Origin of the sequence: Hyalangium minutum (assembly GCF_000737315.1) — a bacterium.
In the GTDB taxonomy this organism is placed as follows: domain Bacteria; phylum Myxococcota; class Myxococcia; order Myxococcales; family Myxococcaceae; genus Hyalangium; species Hyalangium minutum.
Genome location: NZ_JMCB01000011.1, coordinates 138,852 through 151,189, shown reverse-complemented (window position 1 = coordinate 151,189; position 12,338 = coordinate 138,852). Strand labels below are relative to the sequence as shown.

Genomic DNA, 12,338 nt, shown 5'->3' with positions numbered 1-12,338 from the left:
GTGGTACCCGGTGCGCCCGCCGCGAGCCCGCAACTTGGGGGCTCGTGGCGGGTTGGGGGATAGTGAGGTTCACGTCCTCGGGAGGAGCTTCCGTGCGTTACTGGGTGCTGGGGTTGATGTGTTGCTTGGCGCTTCCGGCGTTCGCGGAGGTGGGGAAGGTGGCTCAGCTGGAGGGCGAGGCCACGCGCACGCCGGCCGGAGGCCCCGCCGAGGCGCTCGAGGCGGGGAGCGCCATTGAGGTGGGAGACGAGCTGGAGGTGAAGTCCGGGGGCAACCTGGCGCTGCTGCTGACGGACGAGAGCACGCTGGTGTTGGCGGGAGGCTCGAAGCTGAAGGTGGACGAGGCCACTTTCGCGGGGCTGGAGCGCAAGTCCTTCTCGGCGCGGCTGCTGGTGGGGACGGTCTGGGCGAAGGTGAAGAAGGCGGTGGCGGGCGCTCCGGCGAAGTTCGACATCACCACGGAGCGGGCGGTGGCGGGTGTGCGGGGCACGACGTTCCAGGTGGAGGTGGAGGGCGAGGAGACGCGCGTGGATGTGGAGGAGGGGCTGGTGGAAGTGGCCCAGAGCGAGGGCACTCCAGGCTCGGCGCAGGCCATGGCGAGCACGGTGCATCAGGTGCGCGGGGGCGAGCGGCTGCGCCTGCTGCGTGCGAAGGTGTTCCGGGAGCGCTTCGCGGGTCCGCGAGGCGGGTTCGGGAAGTTCATCCAGGTCACGCGGGAGCGGATGGAGCGGCTGCAACGCATGCCGCCGGAGCGCCGGCAGAAGCTGCGCGAGCAGATTCGCGAGCGGCGCAACGCCCGGTAGGGCGAGGAGCGCGCGGGGGTTAGACTCGGCACCATGAGATGGGTGCTCGTGGCGTCGGTCGGAGTCCTCCTCAGTTGCTTTGCTTCCGAGCAGGGGCATCGGTACTCGAACACTGCGCAGGAGCAGGGAGACCGGCGGGTCGGCGAGTACATCTCTTCTGACTGGTCGTTCGAGACGTCGTCGTACTGGATCGAGAGCCCCGAGGGGCTCATCCTGATCGACACGCAGTTCCTTCCGTCCGCGCTGAGGAAGAAGATCCGCTTCGCGAAGTGGAACACGGGCAAGGATGTAAAGCTGGCGATCGTCCTGCATTCGAATCCGGATCGCTTCAATGGGACGGCGTGGTTGCAATCGCAAGGGGTGCCGGTTGTCACGTCGGAGCAGATCCGCGAGGCCATTCCAGATGTCCACGCGAAGTGGTCATCGGTCTTCTTCGAGAAGTACAGGCACGGTGGTTACCCGCAGACGCTGGCGCTACCGGACAGCCTGGGGAGCAGCACCCGGGAGTTCAGCGCCGCGGGGCTGACCGTGAAGGTGCACGTGCTGGGAAGCGGCTGCAGCCCCGCGCATCTGGTCATCGAGTGGGAGGGACACTTGTTCGTCGGGGACCTGATCTCGAGCGGCGCCCACAGCTGGTTCGAGCACGGCAACGCTGAGGAGTGGCTCCACCGCCTGGACGAGCTGCGGGCGTTGAACCCGAAGTGGATCCACGCCGGGCGAGGCATGACCGGCGGGCCCGAGTTGTTGGAGCAGCAGGCGGAGTACCTCCACACGGTGATTGACGCAGTCGCGTCCGCGCGGAAGGAGGGCCTGCCCCATCGTGAGGCGCTCGCGCGGGCCACGGAGACGGTGAACCAGCGCTACCCCCACCACCGCTACCCCATGTTCTTACCAATGCTGTTGGGCGCGGAGCTGACGCGCCAGGCAGAGTCCGCCCCCTAACTCAGCGGGCGTCCATTCTTGCCGCAGTGGGTCATCTGTTCGCTGGTGGTCGAACTTCCGCCCCATTGGGTGGGCTCCACCGTGCGACCGGGGCTCGGCGCGGTGTTGCCGTGCCCTCCAGTCAACCCTTTACCGGTCTGCCCCTAGGCACCTGACGGTCCGTGCCTAGCTTCCGTTTCCTCGGAGACGGAGTGATGACGCGGTTCCCACTGATCCTCGCACTGCTGATCCTGACCGCCACCTCGGCTTGCCGCCGGGTCGCTTTCGAGGACTCCGTCCTCAAAAAGAAACAGGTGAGCTACCGCATCGGCGAGCTGTCCAACCATTGGCACCGCGTCTTCGTCGAAGGCAATGACCTTGCCTTCTCGGAGACGGACACCGGCCGCGCCATCTCCATCAACTCCACCTGCGAGGGCCATGATGATCCGCCCCTCCCCGTCCTCACCCGTCACCTCCTGATGGGCTTCACCGAGCGCGAGGAACTCTCCCAGCAGCTCGTCCAGCTCGACGGCCGCGAGGCCATGCGCTCGCGCCACATCGCCAAGCTCGATGGCGTCCCCGTGGAGCTCGAGCTCGTGGTTCTCAAGAAGGACGGCTGCGTCTTCGACTTCACCTACGTCGCACCCCCCGGCCAGGCCGAGGCCCGCATGCCGGACTTCGACGCACTGCTCGCGGGCTTCCACGCGGAGCGGGACCGATGAGCACCACCACGCTTGAAAACACCCCGGACTCCAGTGCCGAGCTCTCGCCTCCCGAGCCCACACCCTCGCTCGCCGCCCGCTTGCGGCTGCGCCTGGAGACGCTCGGGGCGCTCGCGGTGATGACCGGTAAGGTCTTCTCCCGCGCCGTGCGGCCCCCCTATGACTGGGGCGCGCTCGTCTACCACACCGAGTCCCTGGGCGTGCGCTCTCTGCCCATCGCCCTGCTCACCTCCACCTTCGCCGGGCTCGTCATCTCCCTCCAGTTCGGCTTCTTCCTCGCCCGCTTCGGCGTCCAGTACACCGTGGGCCGCGTCGTCATCCTCACGCTCTTCCGCGAGCTGGCCCCCGTGCTCACCGCTCTCACCGTGGGCGCCCGCATTGGTTCGGGCATCGCCGCCGAGCTCGGCGCCATGGCCGTCACCGAGCAGGTGGATGCCATCCGCGCGCTCGGAGCGGATCCGATCCGCAAGCTCGTGGTGCCCCGCGTGCTCGCCTGTCTGCTCGTGCTGCCCACGCTCACCGTCATGGCCGATGTCATCGGCCTCGTCGCCGGTGCGCTCGTCGTCAACGCGCAATACGGCATCAGCCTGGACATGTTCTTCCAGGGCGCGCTCGACACGGTGTTCCTGATCGACTTCACCTCCGGCGTGCTCAAGGGCGCCATCTTCGGCGTCATCATCGGGCTGGTGGGCTGCTTCAAGGGCCTCACCGTCGAGGGCGGCACCGAGGGCGTGGGCCGCGCCACCACGCAGTCCGTGGCCATCACCTCCGTCACCGTCTGCCTGGCCGACTTCTTCATCACCAAGATCACCCTCTACCTCTAGCGCATGCGACTGTCCGCTCCCCGAGCCTCCTTGCAATTCCACCAGCCCACTCCCGGTGAAGAGCTGATCCACTTCGAGCACCTGCAGAAAACCTTCGGTCCCAAGCGCGTCTACGACGACCTGGAGCTGTCGGTGAACGCGGGTGAGACGCTGGTCGTCATCGGCGGCTCGGGCACCGGCAAGAGCGTGCTGCTCAAGTGCCTCATCGGCCTGCTCTACCCGGACTCGGGACGCATCCTCTTCCAGGGACAGGACGTGACGCGCTTCCACGAAGAGGACTTCCTCGCCGTGCGCCGCCGCGTGGCCATGGTCTTCCAGGGCGCGGCCCTCTTCGACTCGCTCACCGTGGGCGAGAACGTGGCCTACCCGCTGCGCGAGCACTTTCCCAACATGACTCCCGAGGAGCTCTCCCGCCGCGTGGCCGAGAAGCTGGCCCTCGTCAACCTGCCGGGCACCGAGGCAATGATGCCCGCGAACCTGTCCGGCGGCATGCGCAAGCGCGTGGGACTGGCGCGCGCCATCGCCACCGACCCGGAGGTCATCCTCTGGGACGAGCCCACCACAGGCCTGGATCCCATCACCACTCAGAGCATCAACGCGATGATCAACTCGATGAAAGAGAAGCTGGGCTGTACGTCCATCGTCGTGACGCACGACATGGCGAGTGCCTTCGCCGTGGCGGATCGCATCGCCATGCTGGCCAACCGGCGCATCGTCCAAGTGGGCACGCCCGAGGAGATGCGCCGCTCCACGGTTCCCGAGGTCCGCGCCTTCCTGGACGCCCGGCAGGAGGAGCTTGCTCCCCGGGAGGTGGCCTCATGAGCCTCTTCACCTCCACGCCGCGCGAGCGGCGCATGGCCTGGCGCGCGGGCCTCTTCGTGACGGGCGGGCTCGTGCTGGCGGGCATCGTCGTCTTCTTCATCGGCCAGGAGACGCAGCTCTTCGAGAAGCATGTCACCTACCGCACCTACTTCCCCAACGTGCAGGGCCTCACCGATCAGTCGCCGGTGTGGCTCGGTGGCTTGGAGGTGGGGCAGGTGGAATCCATCACCTTCCCCGAGGATGCGCCCGACAAGGGCATCGAGGTGCGCTTCCGCGTCTCCCAGAAGTATGCGGGCCGGGTGCGCGAGGACTCGGTGGTGCGGCTGTCGAGCCTTGGCGTGCTGGGCGAGAAGGCGGTGGACCTCACCCTCGGTGGCCCCACGGCGCAGCACGTGGCGGATGGCGGCGTGCTGCGCTCGGACACGAGTGGTGACCTGAACACGCTGCTCACGGCGGCCGGGCAGGTGTTGAACGACTCTCGCGCCATCAGTGGCGCGCTGCGCACGGCGGTGGAGACCTACGCGGACCCGAAGCTCGCGCAGGACGTGTCGGCCAGCCTGCACAGCCTTCGCACGTTGCTCGAGGAGGTGGAGAAAGGCGACGGCGTGCTGCACGCGCTCATCTATGACAAGGAGGCCGGCAAGCAGGTGCGAGGCCTGCTGGCGAATGCGTCCCAGGTCGCCGAGCGGGTGGATGGGGCCGTGGGCCATGTGGAGGCCTTGCTCGAAGAGGTGCGCAAGGGCGACGGCACCGCACACGCGCTCATCTACGGCAAGGAGGGCGCCCAGGCTCTGGCCGAGCTGGGCTCGGCGGCCGGACAGCTCGCGGGCCTCATCGAGGATGCCAAGGCGAGCCCCAACGGCGCGGTGCACCAGCTCGTCTACGGGGATGCGCGGGGCATGTTCGCGGACCTGGGGAGTGTGGCCGCGGACCTGAAGAAGATCACCTCCACCGTGGCCAATGGCGAGGGCACGGTGGGCGGGCTGATCTCCGACCCCACCATCTATGAGGATCTGCGGCAGGTGCTCGGCAACGTGAAGCGCAACCGGCTGCTGCGCTCACTGGTGCGCTTCTCCGTCAACAACCGCGAGGAGCTGGACCAGATGGGCAAGATCAAGGGCGAGCAGCAGGAGACGGGCACTGGCGGATCCGGGAAGAAATAGGAGACAACTGATGCGTCATCATCTGAGAAGAATGTGCCAGGTGGCCGTGCTGGCCGCACTCACCACGCTGGCCTGTGGCGGCGATGAGCCTCGTAGCGATTCGTGCAGCGCGGGCGAGAACATGACGAACCCGCGCCTCGTGGCCGGGCTCGAGCCGGCTCCTGGGGGCTCGCTGATGCGTATCACCTGGGATCGAGGGACGGACTTGGGGGCCGAGCTGTCCTCGGACTACTTCGCCCAGGCTCAGCTCGCGGGTGAGACGGCGGAGGAGGTTCGGGCGCTCATCCCCAGCGTCACGCTGACGGGCGAGCGTGAGCTCACCGTGCGCTTCCGGACCCTGGGGCCTTATCTGGAGAATCACCAGAACGCGCTCGACTTCACGCTGGTGTTTCCGGACCGCCGGAAGTTCGTCTCTTGCGAGCACGCGGGCATGGATGACGCGTACATGCTGAAGGTTCACCTGCAGTTCGACGCGCAGAAGCAGCTCGAGCGCGCCGAGCTGGCGGAGCATGTGTCCTTCGGCGATCTCTAGAGGGAGGACCTCCGGGGCTCAGAACCGGCCGAACTTGAGCATCACCGAGCCGGTGAAGCCGCTGAGGTCCTCCTGGCGCAGGCCCGTCAGCTCGACGCTCGCGACGTGGCGATAGCCCGCTCCCGCCGACAGCCGGAGGAAGCGGGTGAGGTTCAGCTCCACGGAGATCACCGGCTCGACGGTGAAGACCACGTCGCTCTCCACCTCCCGGTCCTGCCGCTCCATGCGGCGGATCCGGCTGTAGCTCGCGGCCCCACCGCCCAGCAGCGTGCCGATGGAAGCGTGCACGAGCTTGTCGGGGAGCAGGATGTACTCGAGCCAGAGCCCACCGTAGGCGAACTCGGTGCGGAGGTCCTCGCCCACGTCTGGCGCGCCCGCCGGCGGAGCGATGCGGCTCACCAGGGCGAAGCCTCCCGCTCCAAGGACGAAGTGGTGGTTGGCGAGCCACCCACCGCGCCCGCCGAAGAAGAGGGCATCCCGCCCCTGAACGCGGCTGTACATGAACACAGGCCCGCCGAATCCTCCCGACGAGACGTCTCCGGAGATCAGCGTCTCCATGCCCGGCTTGGACTCCTGGGCGGGGGCGGGCGGCGCCTGCGGGAGGGAAGGGGCCTCGGGCGGTGGTGGCTCCTGCGCAGCAGGCGGGGGCGGAGGCTCGGCGGGAGGAGGGGGCGCGCTCTGCGGGGCCTCCTGGCCCAGCGCGGCGCCCGAGGGAAGCACGAGGGCAAGGATCAGCGGGAGGGCTCGTCTCATACGTCCCCAGCAAAGCACGGATCCGCCCGGCGAGCCGCTTGAACGGACGCCGAGCGCTGGCGCCACCCGATGTCCGCTGGTGGACTGCTTTTCTCCGGGACCTATGACTTTTGGGCAATGGTCTGGAGAATGCCGTGCATTCCGCCGCGAGTCGGTGCCTGATCGCGTGCGAGGCAAAGTGCTTTTCGCCCCGTCCCTCTCCATGCCCTCGGCTCCCCCCGCGTCCGGCCCGCGCTGTTTCCAGTGGCCCCACTGTCCGGTTTCCAATGTTAGCTTGCGCGCATCTTGGCCCTCACCGGCCCGGGTGACCCGCCCCGCCGTGCCCCCGGCGGTCCGCCTCCTTGGACTGGCGAGTCTCTCTCCCTCTCTCTCCGGGCACCGAGGCTCTTCGCGATGACGGCAGTAGCCCCCCCCTCGCTTCAGCGCATCCCCAGCGGTGTCCTCGGGCTGGATGCCGTGCTCGACGGAGGGTTCCTCCAGGGAGGCACCTACATCGTTGCGGGCATGCCTGGGACGGGGAAGACCATCCTCGGCAACCAGATCTGCTTCCACCACGTGGCGCAGGGGGGGCGGGTGGTCTACGTCACCCTGTTGGCGGAGACACACGGGCGAATGCTGGCGCACCTACGGGGCCTGGCCTTCTTCACCGAGGAGCCGCTGGCCTCCGCGCTCCACTATGTGAGCGCCTACCGCGTGCTCACCCAGGAGGGCCTCAAGGGCTTGTTGGAGCTGCTGCGCCAGCTCATCCGCGAGCACCGCGCCACCATGCTGGTGCTGGACGGGCTGGTGAGCGCCAGCGCCTCGGCGCCCAACGAGCTGGCCTTCAAGGAGTTCGTCCACGAGCTGAACACGCTGGTGAGCGTGATTGGCTGCACCACCTTCCTGCTCACCAACGGCCACACCCCCGAGGACGTCCACCCCGAGCACACCATGGTGGACGGCCTGCTGGAGCTGACGGACGAGCTCATTGGCGTGCGCGCCGCGCGCGAGCTCATCGTCCGCAAGTTCCGCGGCAGCGCGCACCTGCGCGGTCGGCACGTGTTCCAGATTTCCCAGCAAGGCATCACCGTCTACCCGCGCTCGGAGGCGATGCTGGCCGACCCCATTTCCGTGCCCGGCGAGTACAAGGCGCGCATGCCCATGGGCATCCCGGCCCTGGACGAGATGCTGCGAGGCGGGCTGCAGCGCGGCAGCGCCACGCTGGTGATGGGGCCCTCGGGCAGTGGCAAGACGCTGCTGGGGCTGCAGTTCCTGGCCCAGGGCACGAAGCTGGGCGAGCCGTGTATGTACTTCGGCTTCTACGAGTCCCCCCCCCGGCTGGTGGGCAAGGGGCAGGCCATTGGGCTGGACCTGGTCAGCGCCGTGAAGGCGGGGCGGCTGGAGATGCTGTGGCAGCCCCCCGTAGAGCTGGTGCTGGATGCGCTGGCGGTGAAGATCCTCGCGGCCATCAAGCGCCGGGGCGTCCAGCGGCTGCTCATCGACGGGCTGGTGGGCTTCAAGGAATCCACCATCCACACCGAGCGCATCAACCGCTTCTTCGCCGCCTTCACCAACGAGCTGCGCGCGCTGGAGGTGACGACGATCTTCACCGAGGAGACGCGGGTGCTCTTCGGCCCGGAGGTGGAGACGCCCGTGAAGGGGCTGTCGGCGCTGGTGGAGAACAACATCTTCCTGCGCCAGATTGAACTGCGGGGCGAGCTGCGGAAGGTGCTGGCCATCCTCAAGACGCGCGAGAGCGGGCATGACCCGTCCGTGCGCGAGCTCATCATCGACGACCAGGGAATCCACCTCGGGGGCCGCTTCAACAGGGCGGGCTCCGTGCTCACCGACTCGGGGGGGACGAGCTCGGTCCGCCGCAACGCCCGGAGCGGCGGGGGCCAGAAAAAACGAGGGGCACGGAAGTGAAGACCGTCCTCCTCGTCGATGACGAGCACGCCATCCTCGACGCGCTGTCCGGCATTCTCGAAGACGAGGGCTTCCGGGTGGTGACGGCCAGCAACGGCCGCGAGGCACTCGCGCGGCTGGCGGAGGCCGTGCCGGATGTGGCGCTCGTGGACGTGATGATGCCCATCATGGACGGGCGCGAGCTGCTCCGGGAGATGCAGGACGAGGCCCGGTGGAAGCGCGTCCCCGTGGTGTTGATGAGCGCCGTGCCGCAGGCCATCCTCGAGCGCGATGCGCCGCTGGCGTGCGCGGACTTCTTCCAGAAGCCGTTCGACCTGTGGAAGCTGCTGGCCCGGCTCAAGGAGCTGGCGGAACGCCAGCAGGACCCGTGAGTCCGGGACCTGGGCTCAGGCTGGGCCGGCCATATACAGGTAAGCGCGCTTGGCGGGCACCGAGTAGAAGCGGCCCTCGGGCAGCACGTAGGCGGTGAGCCGGCCGCCATAGACGCAGCCCGAGTCCAGCCCGTAAGCATGCTTGTAGCGCTGGAGGCCTCTCACCGCGTCGTGTCCGAAGAGGATGAGCTCGGGGCCCTTCCAGAGGCTGGCCCAGGGCGCCCCGTCCGAGATGCGCTTGGAGGGCTTTCCGTCCGAGGTGATGCTGCGCAGGTTGAGCAGGTGCTCCTGGCGCTGCTCCTTGAGAGGCACGCCCGGTACCACGCCCCCGTGCACGGCAAGGGCGTTCAGCTCCGGCAGGCGCAAGTAGAGCGGCAGTAAGTCCAGATAGCGCCAGTCCTCGGGGGTGAGGGTGTCCAGCACCTGCTGGTGCTCGGGCTTGAGCTTCTTGCCCGGCTTCTGGTGGCCTTGGTACCAGCGCAGCACGTGCTCATCGTGGTTGCCGCGCACGGCTTGGAGACCCAGCTCGCGGGCCCGCTGCACCACGCCAGCAGAGTCGGGCCCCTTGGCCACCAGGTCTCCGACGAGCACCACGCGCTCGCCTGGCTGCCAGCCACACTCCTTGAGCAGGGCGTCCAGCTCGTCGGCACAGCCGTGGACGTCTCCGATGAACAGCGTCCTCATCCGCCCCTTCTTGTGGCACGGGGGAAGGGCTGAGCGGAAGCGGAAGCGGAAGGCCTCCCGGCAGGTTAGGGGTTCTCCCCATGCGCTCCGTGGAGGGTCATGTTCCCTGCCTGCTGCGCACCCGTGCAGGGGGTGGGGGCCCAGGTTCTCGCGGTTGGCACCCGGGTTGCTGGTAAGACCGGGGAGCCCAATGGGTGCGGGCAGCGGGCCACGGTAGGCCCTCGGAGGTGAACGTGGAGCACGGCGGTACGGGAGGAGGCTTTCCGGCCCATGCCTCCTGGCTGGAGCTGAGCGCTTCGGCCTTGCGGCACAACGTGGAGATGTTCCGGGCGCTGGAGGCCGCCACGGGCGGTGGGCTCCGGCGGATGATGGGCGCGGTGCTCAAGGGCAACGCGTACGGACACGGCTTCCGGGAGATGCTGCCGCGGGTCCACCCGCTGGTGGACGTGCTGTACCTGATTACTCCCCAGGATGGGCTGGCGGTGCGCGCCTTCGAGCGCGAGCACGGGCTGGCGCCTCGGCAGGTGCTCGTGATGGGCGCCATTGCTCCGGAGGAGGCGGTGGCCCTGGCGCGCGAGGGCGTGGACGCGGTGGTGGCGGACACCTCGTGGCGGGAGGCAGGGCCGGTGCTGCGTGCGGCCCGGCTGGAGCGCCCGCTGCGGGTGCACGTGCACATCGACACGGGCCTGGGGCGCGAGGGCTTCACGCTGGAGCAGATTCCCCGGGAGACGGCGTTTCTCGCCGAGCATCGCGAGGAGTTCGAGCTGGTGGGCGCGCTGAGCCACTTCTCCAACACGGAGGACGTGACGGAGCAGGAGTACGCGCTGGCGCAGCTGGAGGCCTTCGAGACGGGGTTGCACCGGCTGGTGACGCAGCTCTCCCCGGCGAAGCCGCCGCAGCGCCACATCGCCGCGAGCGCCGCGAGCCTGGTGCTGCCCCGGGCGCGCTACGACGCGCTGCGGGTGGGCATCTCCTTATATGGACTGTGGCCGTCGCCGGAGACGCGGCTGTCGGCGCGGCTGGTGCTGGGCGAGCTGCCCACGCTCAAGCCGGTGCTGGCGTGGCGGTGCATGAGCCAGGTGGTGAAGTGGCTGCCCGCGGGGAGCTATGTGGGGTACGGGTGCACGTACCGGTGCTCGGAGCCCACGCGCATCGCGGTGCTGCCGGTGGGCTACTTCGACGGGTACCCGCGCCTGGTGTCGGGCAAGGCGCACGTGCTGGTGAACGGGCGGCGGTGCCCGGTGCTGGGGCGCGTGATGATGAACCACCTCATTGTGGACGTGACGCGGGCCACCGGGGATGAGCGGCCGGTAACGGCGACGCTGCTCGGGCACGACGGGGACGAGACGGTCTCCGCCGAGGCGGTGGCGGGCTGGGCGCAGACGATTCACTACGAGCTGGTGACGCGGCTGGGCGCACACCTGAAGCGCGTTGTGGTGGAGTGAGTCCAGGCAGGGGTAGCGAGAGCTTGCGGAATCCGGCGCGCCCCGTACTGTGATGACCATGGAACCGCCCAAGAGAATTCAGCTTATTGATCCCGGGCCCCTGCTCCGCTGGTTGGAGACGTCGCCAAAAAGCGTTTCGCTCTCCGACATCGAGATCGCTGAAATCTGGGCATTGGTGGCATTGGGTGCGCTTGCCCGGCGTGAGCAGGCACACGCGCTGGAGGTAGTGCCGGCTCCTACGAGCCCATCCTCCCGATTTGCTTACGCCGTGGGGTTGGATGACTTGGTCCAGGGGAAGCCTCAAGTCTCACGGGGCGAGCCTGGGCGGACTCACAAGCTGACCCGCATCGTGAAGTTCGAGCATATCGAGCGGAACGCGGATGAGATCTCCAAGCTGCTGATTCCTGATGACAGGCAGCGGGACACTCAACGGACGCTCTATTACGTCATCGTGGAGTTGTTGCGGAATGCGCTGCAGCACAGCCGGGACAAGCTGGGAGGCGTCATCGCGGCGCAGCGCAACGATCGAGGGCGCAACTGGAACAAGCCCGTCATTCAGGTAGCCGTGGCGGATACAGGCATTGGAATCCTGGAGCATCTGAAGACCTCTCATCCGCAGTTGCAGGATGCACAGGAAGCGCTCGATAAGGCACTGTGGCCCCATGTGTCAGGGACTTTCGAGTTCGGCCTGACGGGAACAGCAGAGAATGCGGGCATGGGGCTTTTCTTCATCGCGGAGATGGCAAAACTGACGGCTGGGACACTGGTTCTGGCTTCCAGGGGAGCCACCCTGCTGCTGGATGGCGATCCTGAGTTCGAGGGGCATCACCGTCTGGAGTTCGTACAGCCCCGAGGAACGGGTTATCCGGGCACATTGGTGGCCTTTGAACTCCCCACCGATGCAGTCGAGGATTACAACGCGCTCATCGAGCGAATCCGCGAGCTGGCGCGGGAACGGACTCCTCGCCGCGCGACTCACCGCTGGATGCGGTATGAGCCCCCTCCTGCTGATGCGCAGGAGTTCTTGGTGAATGTGGGGGTCGAAGACACCAAGAAAGCGATGCAAGTTGCCACTGAGACGCTCATTCCCTGGTTGGTGCAGCGCAGGACGATAGTCCTCAACTTCCGGGGGATGGAGATCTGCACGCAGAGCTACCTGCACGCGCTCCTGTTCGAGCCGCTGCGGATGGCATGGGCCCTCCGTATCCCCATCTACGTGTCCAACGTTCAGCCCGGTGTGCGCAGCAACCTGGAGTTGTTGGAGAACTACGCACTGGGCGGATGAGGTAGGCTGGGCCTCGCCTTGGAGTAGCTCAGGGGTAGAGCAGCCGGCTTGGGACCGGCAGGGCGCAGGTTCGAATCCTGCCTCCAAGTTCCCTTCTCTCCGCCGACC

The 12,338-nt window shown here is 67.7% G+C and carries 13 protein-coding genes and 1 tRNA gene; 12 read left to right on the top strand and 2 right to left on the bottom strand.

Going from position 1 to position 12,338, the window contains the following annotated elements; translation table 11 throughout:
• Positions 1 to 92: 92 nt before the first annotated feature.
• The 7 genes from DB31_RS27090 (at position 93) to DB31_RS27060 (ending at position 5,787) form a co-directional block, all read left to right on the top strand.
• Positions 93 to 803 carry a FecR family protein gene (locus DB31_RS27090; RefSeq protein WP_157232198.1) on the top strand — a complete coding sequence of 237 codons (711 nt, stop codon included), beginning with the start codon at positions 93 to 95 and terminating at the stop codon, positions 801 to 803.
• A gap of 48 nt (positions 804 to 851) precedes the next feature.
• On the top strand, positions 852 to 1,745 hold the full coding sequence (locus tag DB31_RS27085; RefSeq protein WP_240486906.1) for an MBL fold metallo-hydrolase: 894 nt from the start codon (positions 852 to 854) through the stop codon (positions 1,743 to 1,745).
• 194 nt (positions 1,746 to 1,939) lie between these two features.
• Positions 1,940 to 2,446: a hypothetical protein gene (locus tag DB31_RS27080; RefSeq protein ID WP_044192798.1), complete on the top strand. Its 507-nt coding sequence runs from the start codon at positions 1,940 to 1,942 to the stop codon at positions 2,444 to 2,446.
• The gene (locus DB31_RS27075; protein ID WP_044192797.1) at positions 2,443 to 3,270 is read left to right on the top strand and encodes an MlaE family ABC transporter permease; all 828 of its coding nucleotides are present in this window, start codon (positions 2,443 to 2,445) and stop codon (positions 3,268 to 3,270) included. Before DB31_RS27080 ends, DB31_RS27075 begins: the two co-directional genes overlap by 4 nt.
• Before the next feature lie 3 nt (positions 3,271 to 3,273).
• Positions 3,274 to 4,092, top strand: coding sequence for an ABC transporter ATP-binding protein (locus DB31_RS27070; protein WP_044192795.1), 819 nt, complete (start codon positions 3,274 to 3,276; stop codon positions 4,090 to 4,092).
• Entirely contained in the window at positions 4,089 to 5,255 is a 1,167-nt protein-coding gene (locus DB31_RS27065) for an MlaD family protein (RefSeq protein ID WP_044192793.1), read from the top strand. The genes DB31_RS27070 and DB31_RS27065 overlap by 4 nt, the downstream gene beginning before the upstream one ends.
• A gap of 10 nt (positions 5,256 to 5,265) precedes the next feature.
• Positions 5,266 to 5,787 (top strand): hypothetical protein, encoded by a 522-nt coding sequence (locus DB31_RS27060; RefSeq protein WP_157232197.1) that lies wholly within the window; start codon positions 5,266 to 5,268, stop codon positions 5,785 to 5,787.
• 18 nt (positions 5,788 to 5,805) lie between these two features.
• Here DB31_RS27060 and DB31_RS27055 read toward each other — a convergent pair whose 3' ends face one another.
• Positions 5,806 to 6,540, bottom strand: coding sequence for a hypothetical protein (locus DB31_RS27055; protein WP_157232196.1), 735 nt, complete (start codon positions 6,538 to 6,540; stop codon positions 5,806 to 5,808).
• 393 nt (positions 6,541 to 6,933) lie between these two features.
• Here DB31_RS27055 and DB31_RS27050 point away from each other — a divergent pair, with 393 nt between their 5' ends.
• The gene (locus DB31_RS27050) at positions 6,934 to 8,445 is read left to right on the top strand and encodes an ATPase domain-containing protein (protein ID WP_044192789.1); all 1,512 of its coding nucleotides are present in this window, start codon (positions 6,934 to 6,936) and stop codon (positions 8,443 to 8,445) included.
• Positions 8,442 to 8,816: a response regulator gene (locus tag DB31_RS27045; RefSeq protein WP_044192788.1), complete on the top strand. Its 375-nt coding sequence runs from the start codon at positions 8,442 to 8,444 to the stop codon at positions 8,814 to 8,816. The genes DB31_RS27050 and DB31_RS27045 overlap by 4 nt, the downstream gene beginning before the upstream one ends.
• 15 nt (positions 8,817 to 8,831) lie before the next feature.
• Here DB31_RS27045 and DB31_RS27040 read toward each other — a convergent pair whose 3' ends face one another.
• Positions 8,832 to 9,500, bottom strand: a complete 669-nt coding sequence (locus DB31_RS27040; protein ID WP_044192786.1) for a metallophosphoesterase — start codon at positions 9,498 to 9,500, stop codon at positions 8,832 to 8,834.
• A 227-nt stretch (positions 9,501 to 9,727) separates the two neighbouring features.
• Here DB31_RS27040 and alr point away from each other — a divergent pair, with 227 nt between their 5' ends.
• From alr to DB31_RS27025, 3 genes are all read left to right on the top strand, one after another.
• Entirely contained in the window at positions 9,728 to 10,945 is a 1,218-nt protein-coding gene (gene alr, locus DB31_RS27035) for an alanine racemase (RefSeq protein WP_420806726.1), read from the top strand.
• A 58-nt stretch (positions 10,946 to 11,003) separates the two neighbouring features.
• On the top strand, positions 11,004 to 12,230 hold the full coding sequence (locus tag DB31_RS27030) for an ATP-binding protein (RefSeq protein ID WP_157232195.1): 1,227 nt from the start codon (positions 11,004 to 11,006) through the stop codon (positions 12,228 to 12,230).
• A 17-nt stretch (positions 12,231 to 12,247) separates the two neighbouring features.
• Positions 12,248 to 12,319 (top strand) — tRNA-Pro (locus DB31_RS27025).
• Positions 12,320 to 12,338 lie beyond the last annotated feature (19 nt).

What these genes read in the sequence shown, in the direction of transcription:
- DB31_RS27075 (WP_044192797.1), top strand. Translation starts at nt 2,443, where the DNA reads ATGAGCACCACCACGCTTGAAAACACCCCGGACTCCAGTGCCGAGCTC.
- DB31_RS27050 (WP_044192789.1), top strand. Translation starts at nt 6,934, where the DNA reads ATGACGGCAGTAGCCCCCCCCTCGCTTCAGCGCATCCCCAGCGGTGTC.
- DB31_RS27065 (WP_044192793.1), top strand. Translation starts at nt 4,089, where the DNA reads ATGAGCCTCTTCACCTCCACGCCGCGCGAGCGGCGCATGGCCTGGCGC.
- DB31_RS27080 (WP_044192798.1), top strand. Translation starts at nt 1,940, where the DNA reads ATGACGCGGTTCCCACTGATCCTCGCACTGCTGATCCTGACCGCCACC.
- DB31_RS27040 (WP_044192786.1), bottom strand. Translation starts at nt 9,500, where the DNA reads ATGAGGACGCTGTTCATCGGAGACGTCCACGGCTGTGCCGACGAGCTG.
- DB31_RS27055 (WP_157232196.1), bottom strand. Translation starts at nt 6,540, where the DNA reads ATGAGACGAGCCCTCCCGCTGATCCTTGCCCTCGTGCTTCCCTCGGGC.
- DB31_RS27030 (WP_157232195.1), top strand. Translation starts at nt 11,004, where the DNA reads ATGGAACCGCCCAAGAGAATTCAGCTTATTGATCCCGGGCCCCTGCTC.
- DB31_RS27060 (WP_157232197.1), top strand. Translation starts at nt 5,266, where the DNA reads ATGCGTCATCATCTGAGAAGAATGTGCCAGGTGGCCGTGCTGGCCGCA.
- DB31_RS27070 (WP_044192795.1), top strand. Translation starts at nt 3,274, where the DNA reads ATGCGACTGTCCGCTCCCCGAGCCTCCTTGCAATTCCACCAGCCCACT.